Origin of the sequence: Pseudidiomarina terrestris (assembly GCF_030466405.1) — a bacterium.
Lineage (GTDB): Bacteria > Pseudomonadota > Gammaproteobacteria > Enterobacterales > Alteromonadaceae > Pseudidiomarina > Pseudidiomarina terrestris.
The window spans coordinates 789,292-807,051 of the sequence record NZ_JAGGJF010000001.1 but is presented as its reverse complement, the minus strand read 5'-3'; the positions used below and the strand labels follow the sequence as shown (position 1 = coordinate 807,051).

Sequence of the window (17,760 nt, the reverse complement as noted above, 5' to 3'; positions counted from 1 at the left end):
CAATCCTATACAAAAGTGCCAAACTCTTAAATATTTGTACTTACCGCTGTTTGCATATAATGGTTCACCAACATATAAAGTGTACATGTTTTTATTCAAGATAAATAAATGAACCCATTGATAACCAATCAAAAACAAAATTCCTGCCCAGAGCCAGTCTTCTAACATCGCTCTTTCAGCTATATATACGCCAGCCAAGACGAAGAGTAACAACGAGAATGAGAATAGCGCTAGTGCCTTCAACTTAATTACCCTCTTCTTTCTTATCTTGATACGTTTGCGTACCACTAACAGCCTGATTTGTTAATACATTTGCAGCCGCACCTCGTTTGGCCGATTCTGCGACATTAACAACTGCCTTAGTAGTTTTATGAGCTACCGAAGCAGCTTCACCAGTTGCGCCCGGTAACATTGTCAAAGCGGCACTGTTAATATCTCCTTGGCTTAAATGATCTACGGCAACAGCTGCATCAATAGCTAACGATGCTCCCGCGCATAAACCTGTGCACGGTGTTGTTGCAGCAGCCACCGCCAGCGTAAGAGACGCACTGTTTGCAACCGTATGAACGGTTTCCCTTGATGGCAAAGCGTGGACTACTGTCTGGCGAACTGACTCCATAGAATCATTTATCTTTGAAGTAGCTTCAGAAGAAGATTTGAATCCAAGCATATTTGCCCACAAGTTCGCTTCTTCGGAGTTTTTACCAGTTGGATCAGCTAAGTTTATTGGGTCATTCCTCACATAAGCATACCAGTTCATGCCATCTTTGTAGCCGATGGGGTCGGTTTGCATAAACCGGCCCAGCCGCGGATGGTAAACCCGTGCTTTGTAGTAGTACAGCTCGGTGCCGGGGATGAGGATTTGTCCGGTAAAACGAAAGCGTGCATCGCTGCTGTGCTTCGGGTTGCCGTAGGCATCGTACTGATGCGCTTGCAGCAGGGCACCGGAGCTTGTCATTTCGGCGATGATGCTGCCGCGCTCATCGGCCAGCAGATAACGGCGGGCGTTTACGCCAGCACCTTCATAACGAATGACCGGGTCATCGTTACCAAGGCCATGAATAAAGCGCCGCAACAGCGTGCCTGAGCTGCTGTACTCCGCCACCAGTTCATCACCGTCGTACAGATAATCAATGACTTCGCCGTTGTGTACCGTACGCGTTAAGCGACCCGTGGCATCGTAGCTAAGCGCTACCGTATCGTCAGGACCGTTCGCTGCCACCAGGCGATTATGGGCATCGTAAACATAGCTCCAACCGTCAAAACCAGCCAGATTGCCCGCACTGGTGTAGTTCGCGTACTCCGGCGCACCATCTACAGTGACTTGCGTATACTGGTTGAGGTTATTCACGCTGTAAAATTCAGTGCTTAGCGTCGGCACCTGAATTTGATAATCCGCGTTGCTGACCGTTTTGCTCTGCAACTGACTGGCCGGATTATAGCTGTAACTGCTGTCGTTGAATCCCTGGTGATCGAAATCAAGCACCCGGCCCATGCCGTCGTAGCTGAACGTGGTGATGGTGCTGCCAGCACGCTCAATGCGGCTGACCCGACCCGGGCGGTCGTAACTAAAATCAATAACGCCCGTCGTGCCATTTTCAAAAATATCCGTCAGCCGCCCACCCGCGTCATGACTGTAGGTCACAAAGAAGCCATCCGGGAAGGTCGTGCGGGTCCGACGGCTTGCACTATCGTAACTGTAGACCAGGGTACGATTGTTCGTACGTTCCGAGATACGTCGGCCCAGGCCATCATAACCGTAAGCCACCACTTGTGCTCCACGGGTGACCTGAGTTTCACGGCCCAGGCTGTCATAGCTAAAGTAAATGGTGTTTTCGTTTGGTATGAGCGAGCTTGTACGCTGATCCCGGCTATCGTAGCTATGGATCAACGTCACCCCATCACGCTTGCGAAACGCTGTCAGATTACCGTTCGCGTCATAACCATTTTGCTCGTAGCTCGCATCCGGGAAGGTGGTGCGGTACAGACGGTCATGCCCATCATAACTGTACGTTGTACTATTGCCATTACCGTCCTCACGCCTGCTGACCTCACCGTTCGCCGTATACACCGTGAACTGCTCAAGACCTTCAGCGGCGGTACCGAGCCCCGTCAGGGTACTTTTAAGATTCGAGTTCGCATCATAGCTATAGCTGGTAATGCGGTCAGGTCCGGCACTACCTTCACTGCCTAAGGTACATGCCGAAGCTGGCAAAGCACCAAAACTTGCAGCATTCATGCGTGTCGCTTCGCACAACAACCGCCCTCTGGTGTCATAAGTAAATTGCGTCACTTTCGTTAAAGCCGACGGTGCCGCCACTGTCGATTTGCTGACACGGTTGTTCGCATCCAGATAGTCTGTCTGAACCGTATCCATTGTCAGGCTGGTACTGCCGCGCGAGGCAACGGTGCCACTTTGTACCAGTGTTCTGCGGGCACTCACCGTTGGGTACGTGGTTTTCTGCGCCGGGTAAAATCCGGCGGCGTTGCGCGCACCGATTTCCCACGTTGGTCGGCCGGATAAATCATAACGGTACGATGTTGCATCATCACTGCCGCTTAACGGCCCGTCTTCAATGAGTGGCCGACCCGCTGCATCATAGGTGTAGGTCGTGGTTTGGCTCAATGTACCACTGGCATTGGAAAGTGTTTTGGTTTGTATCAGTCCTGTCGAGCCCGAGTACGTATACGTCGTGATCTGGGTCTGTGAACCACCGCATTGGCCGATGGCGCATACCGTGGTCCTGGTGAGGCGATAAATGCCATCAATCAGGGTATAGGAATGTGTGGTACGGCGCTGGAAGCCGCTGGCATCCGCAGGCTCCGTGCGGGTTAATAAGCCGCCATGCCCGGCATCAAAGGTATAATCTGTTCGATTGCCCTTCGCATCGAGGGTGTAAAGTGGCCGGTAACACAAGATCCCCGTACATGATGCCGCCGATGGGTAAATTGCCCGCTCAACGATGTCGGCAAGTCCTGAGCCAGCTTTTGCAATCGCGCGCTTGCTGGTGATATTACCCATGGTGTCATAGGTAAACTGGACTTTATTTCCTTCGGGAAAGGTGACCGTATCAATACGATTGCCTACGTAGGTGTAGTGTGTTGTATTGCCAATTGAGTCTGTATCACTTTTTATCAGCTGATGCGGGTAGGGGGTGTCTTTCAGATAGTACTCTAACGTGCGCTGATACCCCGCCGGTCCTGTGATAACCAAACGTGAAAAGCGTCGTGCGGTACTGAAGCCCACCTCGGCATGACCGGTATAGGTGTAATCATAAACGTGCCCGGCATTGACCACACGGGTCACAAAATCGTTATGATAACTGCCTGCATAATTTCTCGTCGCGCTTGAGATTGAAAGTTGATCTTGGGTATCCGCTGGCCCCCGCATGGTGAACGTTTTTGCTGATTCACTCGCACCAAGCGCATTGGTAAAGCCACTAAAATGCCAGTCTCTGCCGCCAAGATCGGTCGCATTACTGTCGGTTGGGTAGTCTAGTTCTGCGAGGGTCACCGTCGGTGCGGAGGTTTTCACAATAGAAGCGCGCTTTAATTTCGACCAGCCAGACGCACCTGTGGCGCTGTCATTGGAAAAATAACTGAATGACATTTCGTAACCCGTGCTCGAAACCATCTTCGCAGGCCGGTGAAGAATGACCGAGTTCTGTAGCGTTGCTTTGTCATAGGTGATGGAAACAGTTTCACCGTCAGGGTAGTCAATGAGGCTGGCGTAATAGGTACTTTGCGAAGGCACCGTGGAACCCGTAACGCCGCTGTAGTCGAAATAGGAACTTTTTGATGCGTAGGTTACGCGAATACCGGTTTTACCCTGCACGTAGCGGAAAATGTTATTGCCGACCTGTCCGTCGAAGGTTGAGCCGGTGTTGTTTTGTGCCATACAGCCATTGGAGGTGCATTTGAACGCCTCTGAAACCTCAGCGCCAAAAGTCAGGGAAAAGCTCTCACTGCGCTCACCCGTATTGCTGTAAAGCTGGCCGACGACTTTACTGTCGAACTGTTGCAAGGTGCTTAGCGTCAATCGTGGCGCCGCAGGAACCTCGAGTACGGGAAGGTCCGGATTAAATTTACCGCTTAACAAGTCAACGTTGTTCGGGTCAGGCGCCACTTGCAGCGGCTTGATATTGTACTGCTCTTCCTGAGCGATTGCTGGCTCGGCGAAAAACGCGCAAACAATGACGATTGCGGTGTAAAACTGAGTACGAATGTGCATAACAAAGATCCTATATTTTAATCAGTAAGGGTTGGTGTGGTACGACATCGGCGATTAAATTCCGATAGGTCCTCCGCCCCCTGATTGATAAAATATGTAGCTTGAGGATTCAGCACTTTCGCTGCCATCCACGCATTGCAGGAATACAGCGCCGGATGCAAATACGCGAATATAAAGGTATCCCGAGCTCGGCAAATCAGGATACGAGTTCACCTGATTCTCGAACGTTATGGCGCAGGACGTGGTGTTCGTGGAAGCCCAGGTAACATAAGTATTGTCGCCCAGTCCAGATGCCATCATGGGCACCTCGAATTCAGTAATGATTGGACCCATTATTTGATCCAGGCGTTCATTCCCGACAGCGATGCGATTGCCGGCCTTGTCATAGGCGTACTCGATGAACGTGGTGCCGTTATCGACCTCGACGAGGCGTCCTTTTGCGTCGTAGTTAAAGATTGAGGATGAAGTCGTTTGCGCAACGACAGCGGGCGATACGAATAACAGAGAAATGAAAATTAAAAGTTGTTGACGATGATTCATGCCTGACACTCCATTGTGATCTGTCAGGCACCTACCAATGCAACCGACTAACAGCTCGATAATTATCCCAGACGAGCTACTACCCGACCAAAATTCGTTGGCACCGATTCAATAACATATGAAACGACAAGTCAACAATATTTTGATATTAAAATATAGTATTTGTCTGAGTCTTGCCGCTTATTACATATCTACATAAAGTGTGGGTGTTTAATATCCTTTGGGAGCTACGATGGCATGGCCCGGGTTTGGCAACTGGCGCTATGCTTACGATGCTTAAGGCAATCCGAAGAACAGTAGCGACGCCTGCGTTCGCTTTACGGGACAAATCCTCATCCCCGGCACCGAGCTGTACTACAACAAAGCACGGATTTGGTTGAGCATTACAGGTGTATATAAAATGTTGACATAGTGGAGTGGGTTCGTTAGCGTTACAAACCGTGGATCACACATGGAAACTAACCACATGGAAACTAACCACATAGCGCCTCCTAAGCGCCGGTCTGTTGCTCTTCTGAAGACCCTCATTGTTGCTGCTGGCTTAACCTGTTCGGGTGCTGCTCTTGCTGTCGATAAGATCTATTCCTGCGATACTTGTGATGCGCAAAAAGCAGAGTGGGTAGCAGCACAACATGTCCCGGAGCCGAATTGTTACTCTACTAATACCGGCACTTCAGCACCGACACCAGATGACGTTGTTTGTGACCCAGTGTTCAGCACCTTTATCGTTGCAAACCCTATCTCTGAAGAAGCTTATAAATTTCGAGTGAGTTATCCGTGTACCGGTTCCTTTTGTAACCGTTCTGCTCCGGTCATTACCACGTTGACGATAAATGACCATGAGCTTTCTGATCTGCAACTGTTTTATCAGACCGACCAGGATTTTCGCGAAATGATGCGTGCTGCGCCTACTGTAACGGATATTAGCAGCGATGATATTTCCGTTGCCTTGAGTGCTGACGAACAAAAATCGAGTTCAGACCCGAACAGTGGCGGAGAGGACTGTAGTGTAAGCCCAGTACGTTATTTCACGAGTACGAGTTATCGAGCGGAGCTCGAGGATATTATGGCCGATGTATTAGCGAATGCGGCAGGTTCTCAATCGTTCCAATCGGTCACTAGAGACACGGATTTGACCGGCTTCTCTGTGGGAAGGGGAGGTATTTCTCTCAGTGTCGAGCATAACCAGAACAATTTGCATCATATTGTGTCGTTTAATGGAGACCCGACGGAGGACAGATTGGCCTTTCGCGTAAATTATGTAGGCGACGCGACTGCTCCTGAGCTCGAAAGAATCTATCTTGAATTTCATCTCGTCTATCCAAGTTCGCGTATCGAGGGAGTCAATTTAGAACAATTACTTCAAGGACCCGTTAGCCTTCTCGATGAGGATGATATCGGATGTCTAAGTACCTTATTCGATGACCCGGAAATTTCGGAAACTCTTAGCCAAGGCTCGCCGCAGTGGTTCCCAGCGGATACTGGCGAAGGTGCTGGCCCGGATTTAGGATATTTCCGTTGCGCAACGACGACTGAAACGGAGACTTGCTCAACCCTTGAGGATGGCAGTCGCCAGTGCATTGTGTCGACCGTAACGCATTGGGATGTATGTGAGTCGCAACCTTAACACCGAGAACCGCTCCGGAAATTTCGGAGGGTTAGCGATTTTACTTCCCGATACAGAATCTATAAAATCATTTAAAAACATATCGTTATGAAATTCTCGGAGCACCATTGGAGTGCTGAAATTTGCGAAAAAAATGTAAATATTGGCAAATTTCCTCTGCGTCGGCTCCTGACGACCCATTTTAAACTGGGATAAGTGGGAGCCTTGTATACGATTTTATCTCTATGAAATCAGCGCCTTGAAGTTGCTCGATAGTCCCTTTCTGTCAGACCAAATTATAGTAATATCGTTTTCTAAACGGATCCGTTCTCATTTTGAACGGACTTGACGCACAACGCTGTTGTGCATAAAATGAGTAAAAAGTGATCAGGCAATCATGGCGGTTAAATTCAGGGATACGTGGCTAGAGGTTTTTTACGAACAAGACCAAAGTCATAAGAAAATACCCAGCACTATTGAAAGCGCCCTCTTTAGGAAGATTCAGATTCTGGATGCCGCGACGCAGGAGTCAGACTTGAGGATTCCACCAGGTAATCGTTTTGAACATTTGCAGGGAAACCTGTCTGGATGGTGTTCCATCCGGGTTAATAAGCAGTATCGCCTGATCTTTCGCTGGGAAGACGGCATCGCCCTGGATACGTATCTAGATCCGCATGTTTACAAGGGCTAGAGGAGGTTATGGTAATGAGGAATACAAAACGTCGTCCAGTGACCGTTGGCCAAATGCTGGTCACGGAGTTTCTGGAGCCGATGAACATAGCGATCAGTGAACTTGCCGAAGCAATGGGTGTGCACAGAAATACACTCAGCCGGATTGCGCATGACAAAGGCACGCTGACAGCACCCATGGCAATCAAACTTGCAGCGGCTTTGGGGAATACGCCGGAGTTCTGGTTGAATATTCAGCATGCAGTTGAGTTATGGGACGTCCGTCATCGTGCTTATGAACAAGAAGCTAAGAACGTGAGACGCGTAAAGCCCCACGGTGCTGCCTCTGAAGCAGGCCTGAAAAATATTTCAGTTTACTGATGTTTCCCGGTTACGACGATAGCCTGAGCTTCGTGTAGCGGCGAGCACGCAACCATAAACATAATTTCTGGTGGCCATCCACGCGGTCAGGCGTTGCGGAATAGCTCGTTTGTAGTTAGCTAGTACCTTTCGATCTTTTTGGCCGTTTTACTTGCCGATGCAAAACGAACTAAAAATCTTGCCAAGCAGATCATCGGAGGTAAATTCTCCGGTGATTTCGTTCAGGTGCTGCTGCGCAAGGCGCAGCTCTTCCGCGAGGATTTCGCCAGCAACATGCTGCTCTAATGCGTCCTGACCAGTAAGTAAGTGCTCACGTGCTTTGGTGAGCGCATCGAGGTGACGGCGTCGTGCCATGAAGCTGCCTTCACTGGTGGCCTGGTAGCCTACGCAGTGTTTCAGGTGTTCACGTAGCAGCTCCACGCCGCTTCCGGTTTTTGCGGACAGGTGTAACACAGGAACGCCGCCGATATCTTCAAGTTCTACCGATTCAGCGTTTAAATCAACTTTGTTGCGTATCACTGTGAAAGGTAATTCGGCAGGCAACTGCTCGAAAAACTCCGGCCAGATATCAACAGGATGCACGGCGTTGGTTTCGGTGGCATCGACCATGAAAAGTACTCGGTCGGCACCGCGAATTTCATCCCAGGCGCGTTGAATGCCTATTCTTTCGACTTCGTCCGGGCTTTCGCGTAAGCCAGCGGTGTCGATGATATGTAGTGGCATACCGTCAATCTGAATGTGCTCGCGCAAGACATCGCGGGTAGTGCCGGCGATGGCTGTCACAATGGCAGACTCGCGGCCAGCGAGCGCGTTCAACAGGCTTGATTTACCTGCGTTTGGCCGGCCAGCGATAACGACCTTCATCCCTTCACGTAATAACGAGCCCTGTTTCGCTTGCACCATCACCTGCTGCATATGGTCGAGAATGGCTTCCAGATCAGCGGTGACTTTGCCGTCACTAAGGAAATCAATTTCTTCTTCTGGAAAATCGATTGCGGCTTCAACGTACATGCGCAGGGAAATCACCGCATCAACAAGCTGGTCGATTTCGTGCGAGAAGCCGCCCTGTAAGCTCTGTAAGGCGGCTTTGGCTGCTTGCTCTGAGGTGGTGTCGATAAGGTCGGCAATGGCTTCAGCCTGGGTTAAATCAAGCTTATCGTTGAGGAACGCGCGTTCACTAAACTCGCCGGGACGAGCTGGGCGGACATTGGGTAAGTCCAGGATCGCCTTGACGATCATATCGATAAGCACTGGACCGCCGTGGCCTTGCAGTTCAAGCACATCTTCACCGGTAAACGAGTTGGGACCAGCGAAGAATAAGGCTATACCCTCATCGAGTAACTGGCCTTGTGTGTCTCTGAAGGGAAGGTATTCGGCTTTACGTGGAGGTGGACAGTGACCCAACATTGTCTCAGCAACAGCTTTGGCTGCCGGACCACTGACACGAACGATACCAACCCCACCACGGCCGGGCGGGGTGGCCTGTGCGACGATGGTATCGTTACTTAGCTCGAAGCTCATTTTTTCTTACGGCGCTCCATCATGCCTTTTTTCTCTAAGCCGCGGTAAATCCACTGCATCTGGGCGATGGTGATCAAGTTGTTACTCAACCAGTACAGCACCAGACCTGATGGGAACCACAGGAAGAAGACCGTAAAGATCACCGGCATGTACTGCATCAGCTTCTGCTGCATCGGATCGGTACCCGGTGCTGGCTGCAAGCGCTGCATGTACCACATCGATACACCCATCAGTAATGGCAGGATGTAATACGGGTCTTTCGCTGACAAATCTTCAATCCAGAGGAACAGCGGAGCGTGGCGAAGTTCGACACTTTCCAGCAATACCCAGTACAACGACAAGAAGATCGGAAGCTGCAGCAGCATAGGCAAACAACCACCCAGCGGATTTACTTTCTCTTCTTTATACAGCTTCATCATCGCCTGAGACATTTTCTGACGGTCGTCGCCATGACGCTCGCGTAATGCCTTCATTTTCGGCTGAATCATCCGCATTTTCGCCATCGACACATACTGTGCTTTGGTCAGCGGATAGAGCAAGGCTTTGATGATGACGGTAACTGCAATAATCGACAGACCCCAGTTGATCAGGAAGCTTTGCAGGAACTGAAGTAATTTAAATATTGGCTGTGCTAACCACCATAAGAAACCATAATCGACCGTCAGATCGAGGTTTTCCGCTACAGCGGCCATAGCATCCTGGTCTTTTGGACCGACAAACAGGGTCGAGCGGATTTCCGCCTGGCTGTTAGGCGCGATTGTTGCGGTGGGATAAATCACGCGCATCAACGCCTGATTGCCGCTCAATACACTAGAAGAAAGCTGCTTGGTACCTTCGCTGCGAGGAATCCAGGCACTGACAAAGTAGTGCTCTAGCATGCCAATCCAGCCGTCTTCGGTAGCAATACTTAACGGCTTGTCACGCATGTCGTCGAAGTCGTATTTTTCGTAACGATCTTCGTCCCATGAATAGGCACCGCCTTTGTAGGTTGGCATCATCATGCTGCCACCGGCATCAGAGATGATTTGCTTCAGCTGCGCGTAGAATTGGACTTCTTTATGCTGACCTGCTGCGTTCTCGATAGTGTAAACCACATCGATGGCGTATGAACCTTGCGTGAACACGAAGGTTTTGGTGATCTTTGAGCCATCATCGAGGGTGTAGGTCATAGGAACACGAAGGGTATCCCCCGTCATGGTGTAGCTATCACGTTCCACGTAGAACACTGGACGGCCACTGGCGGAATCCGTTCCGTCTTTACCCACTAAACCTGATTGAGCGATGTAAAGTTGGTTCGGGTCGTCGTGTAAGAGCTCAAAACGCGCTTCTGAATCTTGTGTACGAGCGAACTCGCGCAGCTTAGCGTTAACGACATCACCACCACGCAACGCGATCTCAACGTCCAGGACGTCCGTCGTTACGTTAACCCGGGCGCCTTGGGTGCTTGCTACCGTGGCAGGTGTTTCGCCAGTTGCGGTAGGAACACTGGCATCGGAGCCAAGACTTGGAGTTGCCTCTGGTACGCCCGCGTCGGTAGTAGAAGTCGGTGTGGTTTGCGTCTGTGTTTGCGTTGCTTTTTGTGTGCCTGGCGCTGTATCAACTACCCAGTTCTGGTAGAGGAAGAAGCTCACTACCAAAAAAGCAATAAACAATATGGAACGTGGCGAATTCATAAGTCCTTCGTCTCTTTTGTACTTTCGTTCGTTGATTCCGATGCTTTTGCGTCTGGCACCGGGTCGTAGCCGCCCGGATGACCGGGATGACATTTACTAATGCGTTTACTGGCAAGCCAGAAGCCCCGCATCATACCATGCTTTTGAATCGCTTCGATGGCGTATTGCGAGCAAGTCGGTTGGAACCTACAGCGCGGACCAATCAGCGGGCTTATGAACCACTGGTAGAATCGGATGCAGCCGATAGGTATTGCACGCACCGCTTGCTTAATGTTCGCCATAAATAATCGAGCCGTTGTTGCAAAGCATCACTGTCGAGATCGACGATACCGCTTTTCGCTATAACGATGATGTCGAATGCCGGTATTTTATGCTGTTTTAGCCTAAAATTCTCGCGAATCTTGCGTTTTATTCGATTTCGATCCACAGCGCGTTTCGCACGTTTTTTAGAAATCGTTACGCCGATGCGTGGATGGCTTAGCTGATTGGGAGTTGCGAGCATGGTGAGCTCAGCCGTAACGGCCTTCACCGGGGGGGCATTAAAGACTTGCTGAAATTGAGCGGGAGTTAACAGACGTAACTCCCGGCCATAGGAATACTGCTTCAATTACGCAGACAGGACTTTGCGGCCCTTGGCACGACGACGAGCCAAAACCTGGCGGCCGTTTTTAGTTGCCATACGAGCACGGAAACCGTGGCTACGCTTGCGCTTTAATACGCTTGGTTGAAATGTTCTTTTCATGACGTTACTTCCGTAATCGGGTTACCAAAAATTTAGAGCGCGAATTCTATCGATAAAAAGGATCAAAGTCAACGACAAAAGCTATCCACAATCATGAAAAAACAGCGATCATTATTGTGGATAACCTTAATGCAATTGGTCGCATAAATGGCCTTTCAGGGTGGCGATTTTAGCGTGACTTCAGTACAATCGAAGGATTCTAATTATACAATATTTTGCGGTCGATTTTCGCGTCTTTGGTGACAAAGTAGTGTAAGAGTGGGGCACTCAGCGAGGATCGCCGTTGCGATAAAAAATGCAGGGAGTCGAGTGTGAATAAATCGCTGTGGGAGCAATGTACTGAACGCCTACAGAGCGAGCTGTCGACGCAACATTTCAATACGTGGATCCGTCCTCTTCAAGCAGACCTGGCAGACCAAACGCTGACATTGTATGCGCCAAATATGTACGTGGTTGATTGGGTAAAAGATAAATATCTTAACCTGATCAACGACTACTTGGGTGAAGCCGCAAAAGAGAAAGGTGGGGACACTCCCAATGTCTCGTTCGCCGTGGGTGGTATCGAACGTAAAACCAATGGCAGCGAACCGCCGGCTGCTAAAAAAGCAGAACCTCGTCGTGCCGCAGAGCGACCAAGTCGCCGCCAGAGCCCCTGGGATGACGATGGTCCGGCTCCTGCATTTGAATGCAATATCCATCCTGAATATACCTTCGATAACTTCGTTGAAGGTAAGTCCAATCAACTGGCACGGGCGGCAGCATCACAGGTTGCCGAGAACCCGGGTGGCGTCTACAACCCTTTGTTTGTTTACGGTGGCACCGGGTTAGGTAAAACCCACCTGCTGCATGCCGTGGGTAATGCCATCATGGCCAATAAAAAGGGCGCGAAAGTGTTCTATATGCGTGCCGAGCGTTTTGTCCAGGACATGGTTAACGCACTGAAAAATAACTCAATTAATGAATTTAAGCGTTACTACCGTTCAGTTGATGCATTGCTTATTGATGACATCCATTTCTTTGCTAATAAGAAAGGCTCGCAAGAAGAGTTTTTCCATACTTTTAATGCCTTACTTGAAGGTAATCAGCAGATTATAATGACCAGTGATCTCTACCCAAAAGAAATTGAAGGGGTCGAGGATCGTTTGCGTTCGCGGTTTGGCTGGGGACTTACTATTGCTATTGAGCCTCCGGAACTGGAAACGCGAGTTGCGATTTTAATTCGTAAAGCGCAAGAGCGGGGAATTACCTTGCCTCATGAGGTCGCGTTTTTCATCGCAAAACGGTTGCGCTCAAATGTGCGCGAGCTCGAAGGCGCACTAAACCGTCTCGCGGCCAATGTAAATCTGACCGGACGGCAGATCACTATTGATTTCGTGCGCGAGGCTCTACGGGACTTGATTGCGGCGCAAGAAAAATTGGTGACCATAGAAAATATACAAAAGACCGTCGCCGAATATTACAACATTAAGATGGCGGATTTACTGTCGAAGCGCCGCAGCCGCTCGGTCGCGAGGCCACGACAACTGGCCATGGCGTTAGCCAAAGAGCTAACTAACCACAGTTTACCGGAAATCGGCGATGCCTTTGGTGGCCGTGACCACACAACCGTTTTACATGCGTGTCGAAAAATTCAAGAATTAAAAGACGCGCAACATGATATAAAAGAAGACTATAGAAACTTAATCCGCACGTTATCAGCCTAAGAGCAGGTGGTAAAAAGGCCGGTGCTGCAGGGATACGACTACAGGGGACTAACGGGATGAAATTTACCATCAATCGCGATGCTTTCTTAAAGCCGCTGCAAGTGGTCAGTGGCGCTGTTGAACGGCGCCATACGATTCCAATTTTATCGAATGTATTGATACAGGTCGCGTCTGACCATGTACGCCTGACCGGAACCGACCTTGAAGTCGAGTTGGTTTCTGTATGTGATATTGAAGGTGGCGAAGAAGGGCAACTGACCGTCCCAGCGAAAAAGCTGGTGGATATCGTCCGTAGCTTACCCGACGGCGCACAAGTTGAAGTGAGTGCCAGTGGCGAAAAGGCGACGATTCGTTCAGGGCGTAGTAAGTTCACCTTAGCAACGCTGCCTGCAGAAGATTTTCCCAATATTGACGATTGGGATAGTGATATCCAGTTGGTCACCTCACAGAGTGTCCTGCGCGATCTGATGGAGCGTACTCACTTCTCAATGGCGAACCAGGATGTGCGCTACTACCTCAACGGTATGTTGTTTGAGACGGATGCGAACACATTGCGCACGGTCGCAACGGATGGTCACCGCCTGGCGATGAGTGCAGTTGAAATCCCTCAGCCTAACCTGACAGGCCGTCAGGTGATCGTACCGCGCAAAGGCATCACTGAGTTGATGCGCTTGTTGGATGACGCTGATAACGAAGTGAAAGTCGCCATTGGTGCAAATCATATCCGTGTTGAAACTAATGGTATGTCGTTCACCAGTAAGCTGGTAGACGGTCGCTTCCCGGACTACCGTCGCGTACTTCCACAAGGTGGTGATAAGTTTGTCGTCGCTGATCGTAATGTGCTTAAGCAAGCCTGCTCGCGCGCAGCGATTTTGTCCAATGAAAAATACCGGGGTGTGCGTGTAACCCTGAGTAGTGGTGAAATGTGCCTGACCGCGAACAACCCTGAGCAGGAAACCGCAGAAGAAGTCATCGAAGTCGAGTACGAGGGCGATAGCCTGGAGATCGGTTTTAACGTCAGTTATCTGATCGATGTACTGAACACCATTCATGGCGAGAAGATTAAAATGACCCTTTCGGGTCCGGACGCGAGCGGATTAATTGAAGATAACGAAGACGACTCGTCGCTCTATGTCGTTATGCCGATGCGTCTGTAGGTGGAGACCGTTGTAGCCCGTTATGCATATTGACGCACTGACGCTCACGGATTTTCGAAATTTCGAAGAGGCAAAACTCTTACCCGGGCGTCAGATCAATTTAATCGTTGGTCACAATGGCAGCGGTAAAACCAGTTTACTTGAGTCGATCTATTGTTTGGGGTCGGGGCGTTCGTTCCGCCCTGGAACCCATAAACAGATTATCCGACATGAGCAATCGAGTTTTACGATTTTTGCCCGAGGTACGGATGAGCAGGGCGATAAACATGCTCTCGGATTCCAACGCGATCGCGAGGGATTGGTAAAGATAAGGGTGGATGGTGAGCTGGTTCGGCGATTCGGGCAAATGGCCCAATTAGTGCCAGTTCAGTTGATGACACCAGAGACTGTCGAGCTTGTTTTAGGTGGTCCCAGAGTCCGACGACAATTCCTCGATTGGGGAGTGTTCCACGTGGAACATCGCTATATCGGTGAAATTACCAGTTTCAATCACGTACTGAAACAACGTAACAGCTTGTTAAAGCAACGCCGCGTGGGTCAGGAAGGGGACTATTGGGATACAAAGTTTGCGGAACTTGGCGAGCAAGTGGCGGCTGAACGGCAAAAGTATTGGTCGGGCTTTGAGCCGGTCTTACTTGATAGGCTGAAGCACTTTTTGCCGGAATATGATTTTAAAATCATTTTAAAGCAGGGTTGGGATGGCGATTTGTCGTTGCGGGACGCTATGGCTAAAAACAAATCCGCCGAAGACCGTTACGGTCATGCTATTGTAGGACCTCATAAAGCCGAGCTTAAAATGTTGGCAAATGGGGAGGACGTGAAATCTATCCTCTCGCGAGGTCAGCTTAAGCTCTTTGTTGCAGCGATAAAAGTGGTGCAAGGCGAGTACCTCTTCGCGAAAACAGGAGTACAATGTATTTATTTGGTCGACGATATTACGGCAGAACTAGATGCCGGTAGCCAGCAGAAGTTCTGCGAGGCATTGGTCGCGACTAAAGCACAGTTATTCGTTTCAGCGATTAATAAGGGCGAACTGCCTGAGATAATTCGAAGCGCTGATACCAGAATGTTCCACGTGGAACATGGAACCGTCAAGGAACTATAGAGAAACCGTTATGGCAGAAAATAACTACGATTCGTCCAGTATTAAAGTTTTAAAAGGACTTGATGCCGTTCGTAAACGCCCAGGCATGTACATCGGAGACACCGATGATGGCACGGGTTTGCACCACATGGTGTTTGAGGTCGTCGATAACTCGATAGACGAAGCACTTGCTGGACACTGTAAAGATATCGTTGTCACGATTCACTCCGACGGCTCTGTTTCGGTTAAAGATGATGGACGGGGTATTCCTGTCGACTTGCACGAGGAAGAGGGCGTTTCCGCGGCTCAGGTCATCATGACCGTATTGCATGCGGGTGGTAAATTCGATGATAACTCTTACAAGGTTTCAGGCGGCTTACACGGTGTAGGTGTGTCTGTTGTAAACGCGCTATCCGATACGTTGCAATTAACTATCCGTCGCCAAGGTCACGTTTACGAGCAGTTCTATAAACTTGGTGATCCGGTTGAACCACTAAAACAAATCGGCGACACAGAGCGGAGCGGTACCGAGCTACGTTTTTGGCCGAGCCCTAAGATCTTCGCTGACGTAGAATTTCACTACGATATCTTGGCGAAAAGACTTCGTGAGCTTTCGTTCTTGAACTCGGGCGTTTCGATTATTTTGCAAGACGAACGTAACGACCGTAAAGACCACTTCAAATATGAAGGTGGTATTGCTGCATTCATCGAATATTTGAACGATAAGAAAACCCCAATACACCAGAGCGTGTTCCACTTTACCTTAGATCGTGATGACGGTATTGCGGTTGAAGTGGCTATGCAATGGAATGATTCGTTTCAGGAAAATATTTATTGTTACACCAATAACATTCCTCAACGGGATGGCGGAACACACTTAGCTGGCTTCCGTGCTGCATTGACGCGCACCCTTAATTCCTACATGGAAAAAGAGGGGCTGAATAAAAAATACAAGACCAATGCAACGGGTGATGATGCGCGAGAGGGTCTAACGGCAGTGATCTCGGTGAAAGTACCGGATCCGAAATTTTCATCACAAACCAAGGAAAAGCTCGTTTCATCTGAGGTGAAAACCGCAGTCGAGCAGTCGATGAATGCACAGCTAGCGGACTACCTTCTTGAGCAACCGAACGAAGCAAAGATAATCGTAGGTAAGATTATCGATGCTGCACGTGCTCGTGAAGCGGCGCGTAAAGCTCGCGACATGACTCGCCGTAAAGGCGCGCTCGACTTAGCTGGCTTGCCGGGTAAGTTAGCTGATTGTCAGGAAAAAGACCCAGCACTTTCCGAACTCTACATAGTGGAGGGTGACTCTGCAGGCGGTTCGGCAAAACAAGGGCGGAATCGTAAGTTCCAAGCCATTTTGCCACTGAAAGGTAAAATCCTGAACGTCGAAAAAGCGCGTTTCGATAAGATGCTCGCGTCGCAAGAAGTCGCAACTCTGATTACAGCCCTAGGTTGTGGTATCGGTCGAGACGAATACAATCCAGACAAAACACGTTACCACCGTATCATCATCATGACGGATGCTGACGTCGACGGCTCGCACATTCGTACGCTGCTGTTGACCTTTTTCTACCGTCAAATGCCTGAACTGATCGAACGTGGCTATATGTATATTGCTCAGCCGCCATTGTACAAAGTGAAGAAGGGCAAGCAAGAAACCTATATCAAAGATGATCCGGGTTTGATTGCCTATCTAACCAGTATGGCGCTAGAGAACGCGTCCTTGCACGTCAACGCTGACGCACCAGGCATCTCTGGTCCACACCTGGAGAGTCTGGTAAATGATTACCAGCTAGTGCAGAACGCTATCAAAGTACGGTTGTCACGTCGTATGCCTGAGACGTTTTTACAACGTCTGGTTTATGCGCCACGGTTAACCGAAGAGCTGATGAAAGATGAGTCCGGTATGCAGAACTGGATTGCAACGCTGCAGAACGATTTGACCACTCGTGAAATCAACTCAGCTACGTACACTATGTCGACCCAGTTTGACGAAGAGCGTAAATTGCATTTGCCTGTAGTGATTGTGCGTCAGCATGGTATCGATACCAACTATCCGTTAAATTTCGAGTTTTTAATGTCTCGCGACTATGACCAGTTGGTCAGTATCGGTGAGAAGATTAATGGCTTGGTAGAGCCGGGCGGTTATGTCCGTCGCGGCGACAAAGAGAAACCTGTTGATGACTTTGTTGAAGCTGTTGAATGGTTGATCAGTGAGTCCAAGCGGGGCGTTTATATTCAGCGCTACAAAGGTCTTGGTGAGATGAACCCTGAGCAGCTTTGGGAAACGACGATGGATCCTGAAACTCGTCGCATGTTGCGAGTTACCATTGAGGATGCGATTGCTGCTGATCAGTTATTTACTACGCTGATGGGCGATGATGTAGAGCCACGTCGCGACTTTATCGAAACCAACGCATTGAAAGTGGCCAACCTGGACGTTTAAC

Annotated in this window: 14 protein-coding genes; 7 read left to right on the top strand and 7 right to left on the bottom strand. The window is 49.5% G+C overall.

Features of this window, described 5'->3' with window-relative positions:
* Window positions 1-244: 244 nt before the first annotated feature.
* Together J6J34_RS03705 and J6J34_RS03700 are read right to left on the bottom strand one after the other, a co-directional pair.
* A complete protein-coding gene (locus tag J6J34_RS03705) occupies window positions 245-4,231 on the bottom strand; it encodes an RHS repeat domain-containing protein (protein WP_301720919.1) in 3,987 nt (1,328 codons plus the stop codon).
* A gap of 54 nt (window positions 4,232-4,285) precedes the next feature.
* The gene (locus J6J34_RS03700; RefSeq protein ID WP_301898508.1) at window positions 4,286-4,771 is read right to left on the bottom strand and encodes an RHS repeat domain-containing protein; all 486 of its coding nucleotides are present in this window, start codon (window positions 4,769-4,771) and stop codon (window positions 4,286-4,288) included.
* Window positions 4,772-5,222: 451 nt separating this feature from the next.
* On the opposite strand from J6J34_RS03700, the gene J6J34_RS03695 reads away from it, so the two are divergent.
* From J6J34_RS03695 to J6J34_RS03685, 3 genes are all read left to right on the top strand, one after another.
* A complete protein-coding gene (locus tag J6J34_RS03695) occupies window positions 5,223-6,398 on the top strand; it encodes a hypothetical protein (protein WP_301720923.1) in 1,176 nt (391 codons plus the stop codon).
* 376 nt (window positions 6,399-6,774) lie between these two features.
* Entirely contained in the window at window positions 6,775-7,068 is a 294-nt protein-coding gene (locus J6J34_RS03690) for a type II toxin-antitoxin system RelE/ParE family toxin (protein ID WP_301720924.1), read from the top strand.
* A 14-nt stretch (window positions 7,069-7,082) separates the two neighbouring features.
* The gene (locus tag J6J34_RS03685) at window positions 7,083-7,427 is read left to right on the top strand and encodes a HigA family addiction module antitoxin (RefSeq protein ID WP_301720926.1); all 345 of its coding nucleotides are present in this window, start codon (window positions 7,083-7,085) and stop codon (window positions 7,425-7,427) included.
* A gap of 147 nt (window positions 7,428-7,574) precedes the next feature.
* Here the strand turns inward: J6J34_RS03685 and mnmE are convergent, their stop codons facing one another.
* From mnmE to rpmH, 5 genes are read right to left on the bottom strand one after another with little or no spacing between them, the layout of a single operon-like run.
* Window positions 7,575-8,948 carry a tRNA uridine-5-carboxymethylaminomethyl(34) synthesis GTPase MnmE gene (gene mnmE / locus J6J34_RS03680; protein ID WP_301898507.1) on the bottom strand — a complete coding sequence of 458 codons (1,374 nt, stop codon included), beginning with the start codon at window positions 8,946-8,948 and terminating at the stop codon, window positions 7,575-7,577.
* Complete coding sequence (gene yidC, locus J6J34_RS03675) at window positions 8,945-10,621, bottom strand: membrane protein insertase YidC (protein ID WP_301720928.1); 1,677 nt, start codon at window positions 10,619-10,621, stop codon at window positions 8,945-8,947. Before yidC ends, mnmE begins: the two co-directional genes overlap by 4 nt.
* Entirely contained in the window at window positions 10,618-10,902 is a 285-nt protein-coding gene (gene yidD / locus J6J34_RS03670) for a membrane protein insertion efficiency factor YidD (protein WP_301720930.1), read from the bottom strand. The genes yidC and yidD overlap by 4 nt, the downstream gene beginning before the upstream one ends.
* Window positions 10,833-11,228, bottom strand: a complete 396-nt coding sequence (gene rnpA, locus J6J34_RS03665; protein WP_301720931.1) for a ribonuclease P protein component — start codon at window positions 11,226-11,228, stop codon at window positions 10,833-10,835. Before rnpA ends, yidD begins: the two co-directional genes overlap by 70 nt.
* Window positions 11,229-11,363: a 50S ribosomal protein L34 gene (gene rpmH / locus J6J34_RS03660; protein WP_082863315.1), complete on the bottom strand. Its 135-nt coding sequence runs from the start codon at window positions 11,361-11,363 to the stop codon at window positions 11,229-11,231.
* 311 nt (window positions 11,364-11,674) lie between these two features.
* Between rpmH and dnaA the strand changes: the two genes are divergently transcribed.
* Genes dnaA through gyrB form a run of 4 tightly spaced genes read left to right on the top strand, consistent with a single transcriptional unit; the run spans window position 11,675 to window position 17,759 of the window.
* Window positions 11,675-13,066: a chromosomal replication initiator protein DnaA gene (gene dnaA / locus J6J34_RS03655; protein WP_301774983.1), complete on the top strand. Its 1,392-nt coding sequence runs from the start codon at window positions 11,675-11,677 to the stop codon at window positions 13,064-13,066.
* Between the two features lie 56 nt (window positions 13,067-13,122).
* Window positions 13,123-14,223: a DNA polymerase III subunit beta gene (gene dnaN, locus J6J34_RS03650; protein WP_301898506.1), complete on the top strand. Its 1,101-nt coding sequence runs from the start codon at window positions 13,123-13,125 to the stop codon at window positions 14,221-14,223.
* A 22-nt stretch (window positions 14,224-14,245) separates the two neighbouring features.
* Window positions 14,246-15,328, top strand: a complete 1,083-nt coding sequence (gene recF, locus J6J34_RS03645; RefSeq protein ID WP_301720934.1) for a DNA replication/repair protein RecF — start codon at window positions 14,246-14,248, stop codon at window positions 15,326-15,328.
* 10 nt (window positions 15,329-15,338) lie between these two features.
* Entirely contained in the window at window positions 15,339-17,759 is a 2,421-nt protein-coding gene (gene gyrB, locus J6J34_RS03640) for a DNA topoisomerase (ATP-hydrolyzing) subunit B (protein ID WP_301720935.1), read from the top strand.
* The last annotated feature ends 1 nt before the right edge of the window (window position 17,760 follow it).

Coding starts and splice junctions, on each gene's coding strand:
- recF (WP_301720934.1), top strand. CDS start 14,246: ATGCATATTGACGCACTGACGCTCACGGATTTTCGAAATTTCGAAGAG.
- mnmE (WP_301898507.1), bottom strand. CDS start 8,948: ATGAGCTTCGAGCTAAGTAACGATACCATCGTCGCACAGGCCACCCCG.
- yidD (WP_301720930.1), bottom strand. CDS start 10,902: ATGGCGAACATTAAGCAAGCGGTGCGTGCAATACCTATCGGCTGCATC.
- J6J34_RS03695 (WP_301720923.1), top strand. CDS start 5,223: ATGGAAACTAACCACATGGAAACTAACCACATAGCGCCTCCTAAGCGC.
- J6J34_RS03685 (WP_301720926.1), top strand. CDS start 7,083: ATGAGGAATACAAAACGTCGTCCAGTGACCGTTGGCCAAATGCTGGTC.
- J6J34_RS03690 (WP_301720924.1), top strand. CDS start 6,775: ATGGCGGTTAAATTCAGGGATACGTGGCTAGAGGTTTTTTACGAACAA.
- J6J34_RS03700 (WP_301898508.1), bottom strand. CDS start 4,771: ATGAATCATCGTCAACAACTTTTAATTTTCATTTCTCTGTTATTCGTA.
- gyrB (WP_301720935.1), top strand. CDS start 15,339: ATGGCAGAAAATAACTACGATTCGTCCAGTATTAAAGTTTTAAAAGGA.
- yidC (WP_301720928.1), bottom strand. CDS start 10,621: ATGAATTCGCCACGTTCCATATTGTTTATTGCTTTTTTGGTAGTGAGC.
- dnaN (WP_301898506.1), top strand. CDS start 13,123: ATGAAATTTACCATCAATCGCGATGCTTTCTTAAAGCCGCTGCAAGTG.
- J6J34_RS03705 (WP_301720919.1), bottom strand. CDS start 4,231: ATGCACATTCGTACTCAGTTTTACACCGCAATCGTCATTGTTTGCGCG.
- rpmH (WP_082863315.1), bottom strand. CDS start 11,363: ATGAAAAGAACATTTCAACCAAGCGTATTAAAGCGCAAGCGTAGCCAC.